This is a genomic window from Collinsella sp. AF14-35 (assembly GCF_003464565.1).
Classification (GTDB): domain Bacteria; phylum Actinomycetota; class Coriobacteriia; order Coriobacteriales; family Coriobacteriaceae; genus Collinsella.
Genome location: NZ_QRZD01000002.1, coordinates 116,174 through 132,792 on the forward strand (window position 1 = coordinate 116,174; position 16,619 = coordinate 132,792).

At 61.5% G+C, this 16,619-nt stretch carries 12 protein-coding genes; 5 read left to right on the forward strand and 7 right to left on the reverse strand.

Translation table 11 applies throughout. From position 1 onward, the window contains the following. Nucleotides 1-112: 112 nt before the first annotated feature. The 6 genes from DWW12_RS01415 to metK form a co-directional block, all read right to left on the reverse strand. The gene (locus DWW12_RS01415) at nucleotides 113-1,327 is read right to left on the reverse strand and encodes an ABC transporter permease (RefSeq protein WP_117854632.1); all 1,215 of its coding nucleotides are present in this window, start codon (nucleotides 1,325-1,327) and stop codon (nucleotides 113-115) included. After that, nucleotides 1,324-2,097: an ABC transporter ATP-binding protein gene (locus tag DWW12_RS01420; protein WP_055250391.1), complete on the reverse strand. Its 774-nt coding sequence runs from the start codon at nucleotides 2,095-2,097 to the stop codon at nucleotides 1,324-1,326. The genes DWW12_RS01415 and DWW12_RS01420 overlap by 4 nt, the downstream gene beginning before the upstream one ends. Beyond that, entirely contained in the window at nucleotides 2,097-3,518 is a 1,422-nt protein-coding gene (locus DWW12_RS01425) for an efflux RND transporter periplasmic adaptor subunit (protein WP_158564344.1), read from the reverse strand. The genes DWW12_RS01420 and DWW12_RS01425 overlap by 1 nt, the downstream gene beginning before the upstream one ends. 132 nt (nucleotides 3,519-3,650) lie before the next feature. Next, nucleotides 3,651-5,375: a L,D-transpeptidase gene (locus tag DWW12_RS01430; RefSeq protein WP_158564345.1), complete on the reverse strand. Its 1,725-nt coding sequence runs from the start codon at nucleotides 5,373-5,375 to the stop codon at nucleotides 3,651-3,653. A 149-nt stretch (nucleotides 5,376-5,524) separates the two neighbouring features. After that, nucleotides 5,525-7,132: an L-serine ammonia-lyase, iron-sulfur-dependent, subunit alpha gene (gene sdaAA / locus DWW12_RS01435; RefSeq protein ID WP_117854638.1), complete on the reverse strand. Its 1,608-nt coding sequence runs from the start codon at nucleotides 7,130-7,132 to the stop codon at nucleotides 5,525-5,527. A gap of 311 nt (nucleotides 7,133-7,443) precedes the next feature. Next, a complete protein-coding gene (metK, locus tag DWW12_RS01440) occupies nucleotides 7,444-8,724 on the reverse strand; it encodes a methionine adenosyltransferase (RefSeq protein ID WP_117636948.1) in 1,281 nt (426 codons plus the stop codon). A gap of 283 nt (nucleotides 8,725-9,007) precedes the next feature. Here metK and gltX point away from each other — a divergent pair, with 283 nt between their 5' ends. The 5 genes from gltX to DWW12_RS01465 all read left to right on the forward strand — a co-directional run bounded on the left by gltX (nucleotide 9,008) and on the right by DWW12_RS01465 (nucleotide 16,218). Continuing rightward, on the forward strand, nucleotides 9,008-10,483 hold the full coding sequence (gene gltX / locus DWW12_RS01445; RefSeq protein WP_117854639.1) for a glutamate--tRNA ligase: 1,476 nt from the start codon (nucleotides 9,008-9,010) through the stop codon (nucleotides 10,481-10,483). Nucleotides 10,484-10,571: 88 nt separating this feature from the next. Then, a complete protein-coding gene (gene priA / locus DWW12_RS01450) occupies nucleotides 10,572-13,025 on the forward strand; it encodes a primosomal protein N' (RefSeq protein WP_233544190.1) in 2,454 nt (817 codons plus the stop codon). Nucleotides 13,026-13,043: 18 nt separating this feature from the next. Continuing rightward, on the forward strand, nucleotides 13,044-13,580 hold the full coding sequence (gene def / locus DWW12_RS01455; RefSeq protein WP_117854642.1) for a peptide deformylase: 537 nt from the start codon (nucleotides 13,044-13,046) through the stop codon (nucleotides 13,578-13,580). A gap of 320 nt (nucleotides 13,581-13,900) precedes the next feature. Continuing rightward, a complete protein-coding gene (gene fmt / locus DWW12_RS01460; protein ID WP_117854644.1) occupies nucleotides 13,901-14,821 on the forward strand; it encodes a methionyl-tRNA formyltransferase in 921 nt (306 codons plus the stop codon). Further along, entirely contained in the window at nucleotides 14,818-16,218 is a 1,401-nt protein-coding gene (locus DWW12_RS01465) for an RsmB/NOP family class I SAM-dependent RNA methyltransferase (RefSeq protein WP_117854645.1), read from the forward strand. The genes fmt and DWW12_RS01465 overlap by 4 nt, the downstream gene beginning before the upstream one ends. A 140-nt stretch (nucleotides 16,219-16,358) precedes the next feature. Here the strand turns inward: DWW12_RS01465 and DWW12_RS01470 are convergent, their stop codons facing one another. Then, a complete protein-coding gene (locus DWW12_RS01470) occupies nucleotides 16,359-16,595 on the reverse strand; it encodes an FmdB family zinc ribbon protein (RefSeq protein WP_117790331.1) in 237 nt (78 codons plus the stop codon). Between the last annotated feature and the right edge of the window lie 24 nt (nucleotides 16,596-16,619).

Sequence of the window (16,619 nt, forward strand, 5' to 3'; positions counted from 1 at the left end):
AAATAGTGTCTGTTTTTGCTGCTAGATAGCATATTCAGTCCCTAATTCACCGCAACTTGTTGGTGGTGGCTTACTGGTAGCTGGTGGTGGCTTACTGGTAGCTGGTGGTGGCTTACTGGTAGCGTAGGCACTCCACCGGGTTGAGCTTTGCCGCGCGGCGAGCGGGGTAGAAGCCAAAGATTACGCCGATGCCGACGGAGACGCCGAAGGCCAGCAGCACCGTGGCGATTGAAAAGCTCGGTGTGATCTCCCCACTGGCACCGAGCTCGTTGAGAACCCCTGATCCTGCGGCAAACATCGCGAGGCCCCAGGCCAGCAGATAGCCAATCAGGACACCCAGCAGGCCACCGGTGACGCACAGCGCCGAGGACTCGGCCAAAAACTGCGCGGTGATATCGCGGCGACTGGCGCCCAAGGCACGGCGAATACCGATCTCGCGGATGCGCTCAGTCACGTTGGTAAGCATCATATTCATAATGCCGATTCCGCCGACAAGCAGTGAGATACTGGCGACAGCGCCCATGATGAGCGAGAAGGCGCCCATAAACGAGTTGAGTGCATCGATGGCGCTTTTCATGGAGGTCGCCGATACGCTGTCGTACTCATCATCCTCCGAGATGCCCTTCATCGCGCGCACCTTAGACTCGATGGTCTTGCAGAGCTCGTCCATGTCTGTGCCCTCGGCGGCAAGTGCCGTCACGCTGGGAAATGAAGGATTCTCGTCGCCAAACAGGCCGGAGATGGTTTCGCGTGGCATATACAGCGTGAGCGAGCCCATGGAGTCGCTGCCGCCATCAATCACGCCTACAATCTGCACCTCGCCGTTGGACACCTTGATGGTTTTCCCCAGTACGTCCTGTTCGTTGCCGTAAAGCTGATCGGCGCCGCCGCGGCTGATGAGCGCTACGCGCGAGCCTGATTGAGACTCTGCCTGTGAATAGACACGTCCCGCAACGAGCTTGCTGGCGCCCACGGCATCGAGCATGTCGCTATCGACGCCGTGTGCCATGACGGTATAGCTTTTATCCCTGACCTTGTACTCGGAATAGGCGCTATCGACGATGCCGATCTGCTCAATCTGCGGCACCAGTTTGCGAAGCTTTTCCACATCCGAATCGGTGAGTTCTTGGGACGAATAGATCTCTACCATGCGGGCTGCATTGAGGCCCAGGCTGTTGACCAGGCTGTTTTGGATACCGCCGATGAGCGAAGTCATGGCGATGACCGAGGCGATGCCAATGACGATGCCAAGGATGGTGAGCAGGCTGCGTCCCTTGTTGGCCTCGAGCGAGTGAAGGGCTTCTTGGACAAGATCGCGGGTGCTCATGCCTTCGCTCCTTTCGGCTGATTGGTGGTTGCAGAAATCGCGGGCAGGTTTTTGACGGCCCCGCGTAACGTATTCGGTGTATGCGCGACATATGCGCCGTCATGGATTCGCCCGTCTCGGATGGTTACGGCTCGATCGGCCTCGGCGGCGATGCCGGGGTCATGCGTGATGAGTACGATGGTCTTGCCGCGTTTCTGGAGCTTGTGGAAGGTTTCCATGACGAGCGCCCCGGTTGTCGAGTCTAGATTTCCCGTTGGCTCGTCGGCCAAAATGATGGGCGGGTCGTTGACGAGGGCGCGCGCGATGGCGACGCGCTGCATCTGTCCGCCCGAGAGTTCCGATATGCGGTGGTCCCAATGGTCGACCGGCAGTGTGACGGCTTGCAGCGCGTGCACGGCGCGCATCTCGCGCTGGCTACGCGGCACATTGGTGTAGGACAGCGGCAGCATGACGTTTTCGATCACCGTCAGACGCGGCAGCAAGTTAAAACTCTGAAAGACAAAGCCGATGCTCAGCGCGCGCACCTCGGTGAGCTCATCATCGTCGAGCTCGGCGACGTTGAGCCCTTGCAGGAAATAATCACCCGCCGTCGGCTTGTCCAGGCAGCCCAGGATGTTCATGAGCGTCGACTTGCCCGAGCCCGAGGGGCCGGTGATTGCGACGAACTCACCGGGGTTCACCGCCAGGCTCACGTTGTGCAGGATGTGGGCGCAACCGGCCTCGCTCTCAAAGATGCGGTGCACGTTGCGGATGTCGATGACGGGACGCATTACTTGCCCTCGTCGGCAGACATATTGTCGCCGCCGTCTGCCGTCATGCCTGTGCCGGTATCCGTCACGATGGTGTCGCCGTCGCGTAACTTGGTAACCGGGACGTCTGGGTTGATCTCGTTGCCCTGGTCGTCGCGCTTGACCTGCGTCTTACCGACTACAGCCTCGTTGTCGTTTTGCGTCACGACGGTCACCTTCACGCGGCGCGTCTTCTTGCCTTCCGAATCGGTGGCCAGATTGACGTAATAGTGCTCGCCGTCTTCGGTCATCAGCGCCATGGTCGGCACCATAACCACGTCGTCGAGCTTCTCGGTCACTACCGAGACCTCGGCAGTCATACCCGGCTTAAGGCGACTGTCGGGTGCTTCGATGAGGATGTCGACGTTAAAGGTCACGCTGCCGCCGCTACCGGAGCCGGAGTCAGAGTTTGCCACCGAGGCGATAGCCGTGACGGTGCCCTGACTCACGATATCGGGAAACGCGGGATAGGTCACGTTGGCGCTTTGGCCCACGGCAATTTTGGCGATATCCTTTTCGCCCACCTGAACCGTCACCTTCATCTTGGACAGGTCGGCGATTTGCATGCACTGCTTGCCGCCGCTCGTGTCGCCTTCGCCCATGATCGTGCCGCCTGTTACCGTGGCGCCCACCTTGGCGTTGAGCGCCACGATGCTGCCCGAGCTCGGGGCCGTGACCGTACGGCTGGCGGCCTTGGCGTTCGCCTGATCGAGGTTTGCCTGGGCCGATGTGAGGCTGCGCTGCGCGGCCGATACGGCGTTCGTGTCCGCTGATGCGGCGGTGATGCCAGCCGCTGCGGAACCTCCGTCGACGTCCGTCGTTGGGTTGGCCTGCGCAGCAGCTGCGGCTTTCTTCGCGTTGGCGAGGTCTTCTTGAGCGGCTGCAACTGCACGCTGCGCCTCGGCAACGTTGCGATCGAGCTCGTCGTTTTTAATGGTCATAAGCACGTCGCCCTCGTTGACGGATTGGCCTGCCTGCACGTTGATCGAATCGACCGTGCCGTCGACAGAAGGGGAGACCACTGAGGACGAAATGGGTTTGAGCTGGCCTTTTGCCTCGACCGTTGTGCTAAACGTGCCCTCGGTCACCATGTCGGTCGCAGGCCCGCTATCGCCCTGTGGCTGCGCATTGATAACCAGGGTTGCGACAATGGCAATGAGCGCGATGGCACCTACGACGCCGACGGCAATACCGCGTCGAATCAGCTTTTTGCGTCGACGTTCGGCACGTTTTGCCTTGAGCTTGGCATATGCCTCTTCATCGGAAATATCGGCCGTATCGTTCGTGCGTCCGTTCTGCTTGTCGGCATGTACGTCTGTAATCAGAGGAATCGTTTCGGTGGCACCTTCGGGCGTGTGCTCGGTATCATCCGGGCCCGGGGCGATCGTGGGGACATTCGGCATAGCGTCTCCTTTATAGATAGAACCTCGATAAGTATATGCGCCCATCGTTTGGGGTGGGCGCATAGGACGGTTTCTTTCGGAACTGTTAGATTGTTTGCATCGGTTCCACGTTGTATTAATGCGCGCGTTGCACTACGAGTGGACAACCACGCACAGACCGACTTTGATGCAATCGTGCAGCGCCTTGGCGTCGGCTAGGCGCAGGTTAATACATCCGTGGCTACCGCACCACTTGTAGGAGTTGGGGTCGTCGAAACTCTTGTCGTTTTGCCACGTTGCATCGTGGAAACCGACCATGTTTCCCTCAAACGGCATCCAATAGCTGACCGGGCTCTCGTATTTGGGCTTGCCGGTCTCGGGGTCCTTGGCACCGATGAGCTTGCTGGCGCCATTGTTGCTGTTGATCTGCCAAACGCCTTCGGGGGTGGCGTCCTCTCCCGGCTTGCCGGAGATAAAGTTGGCCTCCCACACGATATTGCCGCTCTCGTCGTAGTAGCGCGCGTGCTGCTCGGACAGATCGACATCGACGTATGCCTTCCAGTCGGGCTCTCCCTTTGCAGTAAAGGTGTCGGCCTTCTGGGAGTACTTGATCTCGATTTCGCCGGTCTGTTTGTTGTTAATGGCGTCCTCGACCTGCTTGGCGAGCGAGCTGCTGTCGATGGACCAACCAAAGTCGCCGCCTTCGACGGCGCATTGCTTGCCATCGGCGCGCGTCCACCAGCGAGTGGAGCCCACGGTATTGAAGCCGTTGGCAAGCTCGGCTGCCCAGCTGCTGATCTGCGACGTATCGAGTGTGGGGTTGGCCGGATCGGCAAAGCTGATCCACTGCAACACGGAGCTGCCATCAACCTTGCCGGCATCCTCGCCGTTGAGCTTGAGGGTCACGTTTACGCCCAGGAAGTTGTTGGCGGCATCGCATGCGGTCTGAATCTGATCATCGGTCAGCGTTCCATTGAGCGGTTCATAGGCATCGTTGCCGAGCTTGGAAAGGTCTACGGTCTCGGACAGCGAGGCAAGCTCGAGTTCGGCATACTTAATGACATGCTCGCGGTCGAGTTTTTCGTTGGAGCGCGCCTTCTCGACGGTAAACTTGCCGGCCTGCTCATCATAGGAGCTATTGGCCTCGAACGTGCCCGAACGCCCCTCGTTAAACTCGTCGATGGCGGCGCCCAGATCCTGCTCAAACTTCTTTTGGTCAAAAGTGTCGGAGAGCATGGACAGGTCGACGTCTTGATCAAGATCGACTTCGTTGGAGGTAGCGGTTGTTTTGGTCTTTCCGCTTAAGGATTCCACAAGGCGGACCGGCCATACAAAGGCTTCGTTGTGGCTGATGATCTCTTTTGCGGCAGCTTCGCCGTCGACGATGGGCTCATCGGACTCGGGCTGATACGTCCAGCTAAAGTCATCGCCTGTCACGGTGAGCTTATAGTGCTTCCATGCCGAGTTGACCTTGGTGGCGGCAGACGAAGCGTTGGAGAACGAGACGTCGACGCCGGCGATGGTGGTGTTGGGGTAGGCTAGCTGGGAAAACGCTACGACGCCTACGATATAGACAATGACGATAAGACCCAGGACGACAAAGAGCGTCGTCTTTTTGCCCGACTTATTGTTCTCGGCGGGTTTGCGCGCGGGGTCGCGATCGCCTCGACCGTGCACGTGGGGCTGCTTGGGCGCATTGCCGTTTGCCTGGCGCTGCTGACGTGGCTGACGCTGCTGGTTCGGGCGTTGGGAAGCGTTTGCCGCACCACGCTCCTGACCGTGGCTCGGCGCGATAGGACGCGGCGACTGAACGCCACCGGTGTGCCTGCTCGGCTGCTGCGGATCGGGAATCAGTTGAGTTCGATCGTTTTGCGACATCGTATGCATATCCTTCGAATTTCGCCTTGCGGCTCATCGTGTTTTTACTGGGCTTGCATTATAGCGATTACCTAGTTGTTTGTGGTACGGAAACGGTGGCATTCAAAAGAGGTGGGACATTTGTCCCACTATCGAGTCGTTCTTGGTCACTACCCGCACACACCGCATTTTGCACAGGCCGAAAGTGCGGCCGGAGCCTGTGCGATGCCGCCCTTTGCCGTCTCGCGCAGCGTGGCCGGCAGGGCGTGGCCAACCGAGAGCATGACGTGTGCCATCTGGTCAAACGGCACCAGGCTCTTAATGCCGGCGAGGGCGAGTTGTGCGGAGCTAAAGGCGGCTGCCACGCCGATGGCGTTGCGGTTTTGGCAGGGCACCTCCACGAGGCCACCGACGGGGTCACAAACGAGGCCCAGCAGATTACTCAGCGCGATGGAACTGGCGTCGAGCGCCTGCTCGGGTGTGCCGCCGAGCATCTGCACTAGCGCGGCGGCGGCCATGGCGGCCGCACTTCCGACCTCGGCCTGACAGCCGCCCTCGGCGCCGGCAACGCAGGCGCTCGTGGTGAGGTTGAGGCCGATGGCGGCGGCGCAGTAGAGCGCGTCCATCACCTGCTCGTCGTCGAGCTGCAGGTGGTCGGCGAGTGCCAGCACACAGCCGGGGACGACGCCCGCGGATCCTGCCGTCGGAGCTGCGACGATTACGCCCATCGTGGCCGAGCGCTCGAGCACGGCCATGGCGCGGGCCACGGCGTCAGTCTGGACGGCGCCCATTAAATTGGAGCTCAGGTCGTTGCGGCCGGTGGCATCGACAAGCTTGGCCTCGCCGCCGATAAGCCCGCCGAGCGAGCGCTGCGGATTGACGATAGGGGCCGTGGTCTCCTCGCGCATGACGTCGAGCACGCGGCGCATGGCGGCGACGGCGTGGGCCTCGCCGGTCAGGCGCGCCTCGCGAACGGCCATGACGGCGCCGATGCTGAGCCCCAGTTCCTCGCACGCATCGAGCAGCTGCTCGCCGTCGTCGAAGATTTCCTTGGCCGAGACGCCGGGGGAGAGCGACGAAGCAGAACCGGGGAGCTCGATAAAGGTCGCGTAATCGACATTGTCGAGCTTACGCAGCATCGGGACAACAGTGTCGTCGGGCGCGCCGTCGGTCTCAAAGACGGAGTAGGCCTGGCCGCCCACTTCGGTGCGGTAGGTGCGGCAGAAGGCGATGTTCACGTGTGCGTAGGCGAGCAGGTTGGTGAGCGCGGCGAGCACGCCGGGGACGTCCTTGTGCGCCACGAAGAGCGTTGAGTACATGCCCGAGATGTCAACGCCGACGCCGTTAATGCGGCTGATGCGCATCTTGCCGCCGCCCAGGCTCTCACCGCGGACCTGTGCCGTCGCACCCGTGTCGTCGACCATGTCAATGTCGACGGTGTTGGGGTGGATGGAGGCGTCGTCGCCCTTGATGTCAAAGTGATATTCGAGGCCCTGCTCGCTTGCGAGGTCAAAGGCCTGCTTGATGTTCTCGTCATCGGTGTCGAGGCCCAGGATGCCCGCGACGAGCGCACGATCGGTGCCGTGGCCGCGGTAGGTGTGGGCAAACGAGTTCCACAGGCCAAAGGTGACCTTAGTGATGCGGCCTTCCAGCAGGCTGGCGGCAACTTGGGCGCAGCGCAGGGCGCCGGCGGTGTGCGATGAGCTGGGGCCGACCATGACGGGGCCCAAGATCTCGAATGCCGAGGTCGTAGCTAGTGTTTGTGGCTTGCCTGCCATATGCGCTCCTGTTCTATCCCGTCGTCCCGAGGGGCGGGGCATAAGGTCGCCTGCTCGGACAGTCCTGACTCGCACGGAGAGCACATTAAGTGCTCTCCGGCTCGTGCGGAACTCGCGATCAACCTTATGCCCCGCCCCTCGGGACTAAGGATACATGGTTGGAGTGCCCGTGCTGCAAAATTCATTAGCTAGTGACGCAGCGTTGGCTCATATCGAAACATCTTCACTACCGGATAAATAAAAAAGAAGTACCGCTTGGGGCGGTACTTCTTTTGAAAGCGTGTGCGTGTTGTGACCTTGGTGGTTCCCAATTACAGTCCGCAGGCTGCTTTGAGTTCTTCGACTCGGTCGGTCTTCTCCCAGGTAAAGTCGGCGTCTTCGCGGCCGAAGTGGCCGTAGGCTGCCGTCTTCTCGTAGATCGGTCGACGCAGGTCCAGGTCGCGGATGATCGCGCCCGGGCGCAGGTCGAAGGTCTTCTCGACGGCCTCGACGATCTTGTCCTCGGCAACATGCGCGGTACCGAAGGTGTCGACCATGATTGAGAGGGGCTTGGAAACGCCGATGGCGTAGGCAAGCTCGACTTCGCAGCGGTCGGCCAGACCGGCGGCGACCACGTTCTTGGCGACCCAGCGCGCGGCATACGCGGCGGAGCGGTCAACCTTGGTGCAGTCCTTGCCGCTAAAGGCGCCGCCGCCGTGACGGCCGTAGCCGCCGTAGGTGTCGACGATGATCTTGCGGCCGGTGAGGCCCGTGTCGCCCATGGGGCCGCCCACGACAAAGCGACCGGTGGGGTTCACGTAGATGTCCGCGTTGTCCCACGGCATGTTCTCGGCGGCCATGACCGGGGTGATGACGTGTTCGATGAGGTCGGCCTTGATCTTGCCCATGTCCTCAATCTCGGCGGCGTGCTGCGTGGAGATGACGATGGTCGTGACCTCCACGGGCTTACCTTCCTCGTAGCGCACCGTGACCTGGGTCTTGCCGTCGGGGCGCAGGTAGGGCAGGGTTCCGTCATGGCGCACGGCAGCCAGGCGCTCGGCCAGGCGGCTTGCCAGGTAGTGCGGCATGGGCATGAGGGTCTTGGTCTCGTTGGAGGCATAACCGAACATCATGCCCTGGTCGCCGGCGCCGATCAGGTCGATCGGGTCGGTGGTAGCGCCGGTCTGGGTCTCGAAGGACTCGTCAACGCCCTGGGCGATATCGGGCGACTGCTCGTGGATGAGGCTCATAACGCCGCAGGTGTCGCAGTCAAAACCGAACTTGGCGCGGTTGTAGCCAATGCGGCGGATGACGCCGCGGGCGATTTCCTGTACGTCGACGTAGGCCTGGGTGCGAATCTCGCCGGCGACGATGACGGTGCCGGTGGTCACGAGGGTCTCGCAGGCGCAGCGGACGTTCTCCACGTTGGCAGGCACGCCGTTGGGGGCGATGTAGCCCTGCTCCTGGAGCTCTATTTCTTTGGCGAGGATTGCGTCGAGGACGGCGTCACTGATCTGGTCAGCGATCTTATCGGGATGACCTTCGGTCACCGACTCCGACGTAAAAACAAAGGACCCGTGTTGGGGTGGAATGGAACGAAGTTCTTCTGACATGATTGTCCTTTCAAAAACGTGTCCCGGCGACCGTTGCCATTCCGCCGGGCTCTCTATGCAAGGGCACATCATAGCGCGTAAATCAAACATTCACACCCTTTCCGCACCTACTCATTGGGGACAGACTTAAATGACCAGCCTTACCTAAGTGCCGACAGGTTGCCCAAAGACTGATCATTTAAGTCTGTCCCCAATGAGTGGGTCGGTGCCCTTTGTGCGGAGGTTGCTTTGTTGCTTTATACTGATGCGGTTAGACATCCATCCTGCAATCGAGGAGATTTCCATGGCATCAGACGTTCGCGTCCGCTTTGCACCCTCACCGACGGGCAAGCTGCACATCGGCGGCGCCCGCACCGCTATCTATAACTGGGCTTTCGCCCGCGCAAACGGCGGCACGTTCATCCTGCGCATCGACGACACCGACCCCACCCGTTCCACCGACGAGAACACGCAGATCATTCTGCGCGCCATGCGTTGGCTGGGCTTGGACTGGGACGAGGGCCCCGAGGTGGGCGGCGACTATGGCCCTTACGCCCAGACCGAGCGCCTGGACCTGTACAAGCAGGCCGCCCAGAAGCTCTGGGACGAGGGCAAGGCCTATCCCTGCTTCTGCACCAAGGAGCAGCTCGACGCCGATCGCAAGGCCGCGCAGGAGCGCAAGGACCCCTTCCAGGGCTACCAGCGCCGCTGCCGCGATCTCGATCCCGAGGAGGCACGCCGCCGCATCGAGGCCGGCGAGCCCTACGTCCTGCGCATCAAGGTGCCCGAGGACCGCGGCGATGTCGTCATCCACGACGCCGTCCACGGCGAGGTGACCTTCGACGCCAAGGAGCTCGACGACTTCGTCATCTTCCGCTCCGATGGTACGCCCACGTATAACTTCGCGACCGTCGTCGATGACGCCATGATGAAGATTACCCACGTCATCCGCGGCGACGACCATCTTTCCAACACCCCGCGCCAGGTCATGGTCTACGAGGCCCTCGGCGCGCCCGTGCCTACGTTCGCCCACATCTCCATGATCTTGGGTGCCGACGGCAAGAAGCTCTCCAAGCGCCACGGCGCCACCTCGGTGGAGGAGTACCGCGACGCCGGTTACCTGTCCGACGCCTTCGTCAACTACCTGGCGCTGCTCGGCTGGTCGCTCGACGGCGAGACCACGATCATCCCGCGCGATGTCCTGGCCAGCAAGTTCTCGCTCGACCGCATCTCCAAGAACCCGGCGACCTTCGACCCCAAGAAACTCGACTGGGTCAACGCCGAGTACATCAACGGCATGTCCGATGCCCAGTTTGCCGACGAGATCATGGTCCCCGAGCTGCACGAGGCGGGTCTCATCGAGGGCAACGTCGAGTACGGCGAGGACTGGATCGACGCGCTTGCCGCCATCGTCAAGCCGCGCACCAAGATGCCGGCCGACGCCGTGACCGTCGCCGCTCCCATCTTTGCTACGGCCGAGACGCTCGAGTATGACGAGAAATCCGTCAACAAGGGCCTGGCCAAGGAGGGCATGGGTGCCATTCTGGACGCCGCCAAGGCTGCGCTCGAGGGCGTGGACGAGTGGACCGCCGAGGCCATCGACGCTGCGCTTGAGCCGCTGCCCGAGCAGATGGACCTCAAGAAGCGCGTTGTGTTCCAGGCCGTGCGCGTCGCCGTCTGCGGCAACATAGTGAGCCCCCCGCTGGGCGAGACCATGGCGCTCGTCGGCCGCGACGACTGCCTGGCACGCATCGACCGCGCCCGCACGATGGCGCTTTAGTAGACGCGTAAACGCATGTATCCGAGCCCCGTTCACCCGAGCGGGGCTCTTGTTTCTGTAGACGTATGGGATAGGAGGTGCTGGGGCCATGGCCGAGCAACTGTCACTGTTTGGTTCGCCGGAACCGGAGGAGACTCCGGCGGCGCCGGCATCCGCTGCTGCCTCGGCCAAGCCCGGGCCTGCGCCCGAACCCGTCGTCGCCTACGCGAGCGTAGTCCTCGACATCCCGACCCGTGCGCTCTCCGAGCCATTTGCCTACGGCATTCCGCAGTCCCTTGCCAACGATGCCCAGATCGGCTCCACCGTCCTAGTTCATTTTGGCAACCGTGCCGCCGCAGGCTATATCGTCGATATCGCGCCCGAGCTGGCCGATCTGCAAGGTAACGACGCCCTCGATCCCGCACGCGTCAAGCCTATCGAGGCTATCCTCAGCAAGCCGCTCTTTACCGCCGAGGCCGCCCGTATCGCACGTTGGATGAGCCGCGAGTACGTCGCGACGCTTTCCGAGTGCCTGCGCCTGTTCTTGCCTCCGGGCGGCAGCCCGCGCGTGGTCAAGGGCGATGACGGCGTGTGGACCGTTGAGCGCCCCGCCGTCAAACCCATCCAAAACCGCTGGGTCATGCTCACACCCGAGGGTTTCGACTACACGCCGCCCAAGACCGCGGTCCGTCAGCGTCAGCTCATCGAGGCACTCCAGTGCGGACCGGTCACGACGCGCGATCTCAACCTGCTCTACAACAGCATGTCGGCGACCATCAAGGCGCTCGAAAAACGCGGCGTCGTGGTGGTGGAGGAACGCCGTGCGTGGCGTGGCTGCAGCGAGCAGACCACGCTGTCCTCGGCGAGCGGGAAGGCCCCGGTGGCACTCACCAACGGCCAGCAGCAGGCCCTCGCGCAGATTGAGCGCGCCCGCCTTGACGCCCACGGCGACGTGGTCCTTGTCGATGGCGTCACCGGTTCCGGCAAAACCGAGGTCTACCTCTCGGCGATTGAGCGCGTGCTGGCGGCCGGCCGTTCGGCCTGCGTGCTCGTACCCGAGATCTCGCTGACGGCCCAGACCGTCGGCCGCTTCCGTTCGCGCTTTGGCGAGACGGTTGCCGTGTTCCATTCGCGACTTTCTGCTGGCGAGCGCCTGGACCAGTGGGATATGGTCGCCAGCGGTGCCGCGCGTGTGGTCGTGGGCGCCCGCTCGGCACTCTTTTGCCCGCTCAGCGACTTGGGTCTTATCATCATCGACGAGGAGCACGAGACCAGCTATAAGCAGGGCTCCAGTCCGCGCTACCATGCGCGCGAGGTGGCGGCCGAGATGGCGCGTCGGTATCGCTGCCCGCTCGTGTTGGGTTCGGCCACCCCTTCTGCCGAGGCCCTCGACCGCTGCCGCCGCGGCACGTACAACGGAGCCACCTGGACGCGTGTCGAGATGCCCGAGCGCCCGGGACACGCCGTGTTGCCCACAGTCCGCATTGCCGACCTACGCCGCGAGTTCGCGCACGGCAGTCGCTCCATGTTCTCTAAACCGCTGATGGAAGGCCTGGAGCGTGTGGTCGAGCGCCGCGAAAAGGCCGTGTTGCTGCACAACCGCCGCGGGTTTGCGCCGTTTCTGATGTGCCGCGAGTGCGGTTGCGTCCCCACCTGCAACCACTGTTCCACGGCGCTCACGTATCATGAGCGCACGCACACACTGCAGTGCCACACCTGCGGCTCTTCTTGGCGCGTGCAGCCCTATCCGGCCCCCACGAGCCGCTGTCCCAAATGCGGCAGCCGCTATCTGGCAAAAATGGGCCTGGGCACGCAGCAGATCGAGGATGCGCTGCACCAGATGCTGCCCGAGGATGTCGCCATTATTCGCATGGACGCCGATTCCACGCGCGGCAAGGACGCGCACAAAAAGCTGCTCGAGCAGTTCGATGCCGCCGATTGCGCGGTGCTGCTGGGTACCCAGATGATCGCCAAGGGCCTCGACTTTCCCGAGGTCACGCTTGTGGGCGTGGTCAATGCCGACTTTGCCCTCAAGCTGCCCGATTTTAGAGCGGGGGAGCGCGCCTACGATTTGCTGGAGCAGGTCGCGGGCCGTGCCGGACGCGGAGATCGCCCCGGTGAGGTTATCATCCAGACCTACCTGCCCGAGGACCCGGTCATTCGCGCCGTCGCTGAGCACGACCGCTCGATCTTTACCGACTACGATCTGGACCAGCGCCGCGACGCGCTGTACCCGCCGTTCGTGCGCCTGGCCAACATCTTGGTATGGTCGACGAACGCGGATGACGCGCGAGACTATATCGGGCGCATCGCGAAACTCCTTAAGCGTCGCTGGCATGCCGCCGCGCCTGACTTTTTGCGGGCGGGGAGCGCCGTGCCGCAGGTGCTTGGTCCGGCTTCGTGTGTAATCGAGAGAGCCAAGGACCGTTATCGCTTCCACCTGCTTGTGAAGTCGCCCGTGGGGTACCATGTCTCTGATGATATCGACGCCTGCCTCATAGAGGTGGGCTCCGTGCGCGGCGTGAGCGTGAGCGTTGACGTCGACGCCTATGATTTGATGTAACAACCCGAAAGGATGGCCATGGAAGCCAACGGAATCGTACTGTCGCCCGACCCTCGTCTGCGCCAGGAGTGCGCCGTCATCGAGGAGATCACCCCGGCAATCGAGGCGCTAGCCGAGAAGATGAAGAAGATGATGTTCGCGAACGGCGGCTGCGGCCTGGCTGCCCCGCAGGTCGGCGAGCTTATTCAGCTCGTCACCATCGACTGCGACTACAGCGACAAGAACGACTACGACCCGTACGTGCTCATTAACCCCGTTATCGTGGAGCAGAGCGATCATCTGGTGCCGTTTAGCGAGGGCTGCCTGTCCATCCCCGGCATTAGCTGCGAGATCGAGCGTCCGGACCATGTCGTCGTCGAGGCGTATGACCTGGACGCCAACCTGATTCGCTATGAGGCCTCGGGCGACCTGTTCTGCGTGTGCCTGCAGCACGAGATCGATCACCTGCACGGCAACACCATGTTTGAGCGACTCAAGCCGATGCAGAGGATCAAGGCAGTCAAGGAGTACCAGGACGCCCTGGCCCGCGGCGCTCGACCGGGCGAGACGGAGTAGGTTTGTCCGTCCCCGGGGCGCCGCCTATATCATCCCGTGCTCAAACATTCTCGCTGCGCTGCGAAACTGCGCGCGGGACGATATAGGTGGGCGCCCCGGGGACTACGTTGACGCTGCTTGTCTCGCCCGGGTGCCGTTGGGTCAGGGATAGGCGTCTTCGCTGATAATTGCTTTGTTGGAAGAGCTGCTTTTATTGCGGCTCTTTCTTTGGTTTTGGGTATATTTGTTCTTGTTGAATTGTTATTGCGGATGGGCTGGGTACTTGGCTTTCCGCTGTTGTTTGTAGCCGTCTCGGCTTTGCTTGAGGGGAGACGTTCTTTATGCGTATTGTGTTTATGGGTACGCCTGATTTTGCTGTGCCTTCGCTGACTTCGCTTGTTGAGGCTGGGAACGAGATTGCGCTTGTTATTACTCGTCCCGATGCTGTTCGTGGGCGTGGTAAAAAGTTGGAGCCGTCTCCTATTAAGGCCAAGGCGCTTGAGCTGGGGTTGCCGGTTGTTGAGGCTAATCGTATGACGCCTGAGGTTGTTGAGGTGCTCCAGGCTGCCCAGGCTGATATTTTCTGTGTGGCAGCCTATGGTTGCATTTTGCCCGATGAGGTGCTGCATATGTCGCCGCTTGGTATTGTGAATGTTCATGCTTCGCTGCTGCCTCGTTGGCGTGGGGCTGCTCCTATTCAGCGTGCCATTCTTGCTGGTGATGAGATTGCTGGCGTTTCTATTATGCGCATTGGGCATGGCGTGGATACCGGCGCCTATTGTGCGCAGGCCTCGATCTCGGTTGCCGGTAAGCATGCCGAGGCGCTGACTATGGAGCTCGCTGAGCTCGGCGGCAAACTGCTTGCCGATACGCTTCCTTCTCTTGCCGATGGCACCGCCGTGTGGATCGAACAGGACGAGGCGCTCGTTACCCATGCTGCCAAGATTTCTAAGCAGGAGATGCGCTTGGATCCGCACATGGCGGCGCTTGATTGCGTGCGTCATGTGCTGGCCTCGTCCGATACCGCGCCTGCTCGTTGCGTGATTGCCGGCAAGACCGTGCGTGTGCTCGATGCTGCGGCGGCTGATGTGTCGCTTGGCGAGGGTCAGGTTCTCGTTCAGGCTAAGCGTGTTTACCTTGGCCTTTCCGATGGCTCGGTTGAGTTGCTCGAGGTTAAGCCTGATGGCAAGCGTGCTATGGCCGCTTCTGCTTGGGCTGCTGGCCTGCAGGGTGCCGATCTTATCTGGGGTGTTTTGTCATGAGCAAGCTGTCTCCCGCGCGCAAGCTTGCGCTCGATGTGTTGATGGAGGCCGATCGCCGCGGCATGTATGCGCGCGACGTGCTGTCCTCTCGCGCATCGGCCAAGGCTATTGACCAGCGCGATTCCGCTTTTGCTGCCCGCTTGGCGCTGGGTGTGGCCGCCACGCAAGGTATTTTGGACGAACTGCTCGATCAGTTTCTCGATAAGCCTAAAAAGGTTGCGCCGCGTGTTCGCATGGCGCTTCGTATCTCGGCCTTCGAGATGCTCTACCTGCATACGCCTGGCCGCGTTGCCGTAAGTCAGGGAGTTGGGCTGGTTCGCTGCGGTGCTAAGTCCGCCGCTGGCTTGGCCAATGCTGTACTCCATAAGGTTTCAGACAATGTTGAGGACTTTGCTACTGCGTCCGATGTGGATGAGTCTGAGCGACGCTTGGTTCGTCTGTCGCGTCTGATGGGTCTTCCTCGCTGGCTGTGCGCTCGCATTATGGCGTCGTTTGACACGCCAGAGGGTGCGCTTAACTTTGCCGGCAATCTGGCCCCCGCGCCGCTGGCCCTACATGAGAACGCCTTTGCGTCCAAGCCCGATCCGTATATCTCGCAGCTTGTGGCACCCGTGTTCCCGGGTTGCCATGCCCCGGTTGATGCCCAGGTTACCGTTGCTTCGGGTGCGTTTGAACGTGCTGCCGCGGTGGCATCTGATCTCAACGCGCAACTTATCGCAACAGCTGCCACGCGCCCCGGTAGCTGCCTTGAGATTGGTGCCGGTCGTGGCACCAAGACCTATGTGATGATGTGCCAGGCCAAGCGTACGGGCTATGAGCGTCAGCATACGGCGCTCGATTTGCATGATCGCAAGTGCGATCTTAATCTCGCTCGCCTGCATAAGGCCGGTATTCAGGGCGTTCGTACGGTTTCGGGTGATGCCTGCGAGCTTAATGAGGTGCTCACATCGTTTGATGCCATGCTTGGCGAGCCGGTTAAGTTCGACACAGTCTTTATCGATGCGCCGTGCTCTGGCACCGGAACCATGCGTCGTCATCCCGAGATCCCGTGGCGCCTGACCGAAAAGGATGTGACGGTTGAGCTACCCAAGCTGCAGCTGACGATGCTCAAGGAAGCCGCTGCGCGCGTGGCTGCCGGCGGCGAGCTCATCTATGCGACGTGCTCGGTCTTTGATGAGGAGAACACGCAGGTTGTGGACGCGTTCTTGGCGTCGCCCGAGGGTGCGGACTTTAGCTTGGAGCCGCTCTCCGAGGCGCAGATTCTGCAACTCCCCGAGTTCGATCAGGCCAAGAAGCTCGTATCCGTACGCCAGAATGATCGAGGCCTCTTCCAAAGCGTGCCGGTAAACGCCGACTCCTACGACGGCCACTTCTGCGCCCGCCTGGTCCACAAGTAACGACTAAGTTGCGGTGAAATAGGGATTGAATAGCGGCTTCTGCCCGCCAAACAGTCCTTATTTCACCGCAACTCATAAGGAAACCTGGGCAGCTAAAGAATCAGCCCCGCGATTGGTGTTGGCGCGGGGCTGATTGGTTTCTAGTGGCTGTGCGGGCAGTTGGCGCAGCAGCCGCTGGTGGCGCTGGTGCTGGAGCCGCCGCTGCGCTGGTCGGTGTTGTAGAAACCGCTGCCGTCGAACTTGATGCCGCTGGCCGAGAACGTCTTGGATGCCGGAGCGCCGCAGCTGGGGCACACGACCTCGGGACTCTCGGACATGGGATGCTCAACCTCAAACACGTTGCCGCAGCTCGAGCACTTGTAATCGTAGCGCGCCATAATACTTCCTTTTCAGCACAAAGC

What these genes read in the sequence shown, in the direction of transcription:
- DWW12_RS01415 (WP_117854632.1), bottom strand. Translation starts at nt 1,327, where the DNA reads ATGAGCACCCGCGATCTTGTCCAAGAAGCCCTTCACTCGCTCGAGGCC.
- DWW12_RS01420 (WP_055250391.1), bottom strand. Translation starts at nt 2,097, where the DNA reads ATGCGTCCCGTCATCGACATCCGCAACGTGCACCGCATCTTTGAGAGC.
- DWW12_RS01425 (WP_158564344.1), bottom strand. Translation starts at nt 3,518, where the DNA reads ATGCCGAATGTCCCCACGATCGCCCCGGGCCCGGATGATACCGAGCAC.
- DWW12_RS01430 (WP_158564345.1), bottom strand. Translation starts at nt 5,375, where the DNA reads ATGTCGCAAAACGATCGAACTCAACTGATTCCCGATCCGCAGCAGCCG.
- sdaAA (WP_117854638.1), bottom strand. Translation starts at nt 7,132, where the DNA reads ATGGCAGGCAAGCCACAAACACTAGCTACGACCTCGGCATTCGAGATC.
- metK (WP_117636948.1), bottom strand. Translation starts at nt 8,724, where the DNA reads ATGTCAGAAGAACTTCGTTCCATTCCACCCCAACACGGGTCCTTTGTT.
- gltX (WP_117854639.1), top strand. Translation starts at nt 9,008, where the DNA reads ATGGCATCAGACGTTCGCGTCCGCTTTGCACCCTCACCGACGGGCAAG.
- priA (WP_233544190.1), top strand. Translation starts at nt 10,572, where the DNA reads ATGGCCGAGCAACTGTCACTGTTTGGTTCGCCGGAACCGGAGGAGACT.
- def (WP_117854642.1), top strand. Translation starts at nt 13,044, where the DNA reads ATGGAAGCCAACGGAATCGTACTGTCGCCCGACCCTCGTCTGCGCCAG.
- fmt (WP_117854644.1), top strand. Translation starts at nt 13,901, where the DNA reads ATGCGTATTGTGTTTATGGGTACGCCTGATTTTGCTGTGCCTTCGCTG.
- DWW12_RS01465 (WP_117854645.1), top strand. Translation starts at nt 14,818, where the DNA reads ATGAGCAAGCTGTCTCCCGCGCGCAAGCTTGCGCTCGATGTGTTGATG.
- DWW12_RS01470 (WP_117790331.1), bottom strand. Translation starts at nt 16,595, where the DNA reads ATGGCGCGCTACGATTACAAGTGCTCGAGCTGCGGCAACGTGTTTGAG.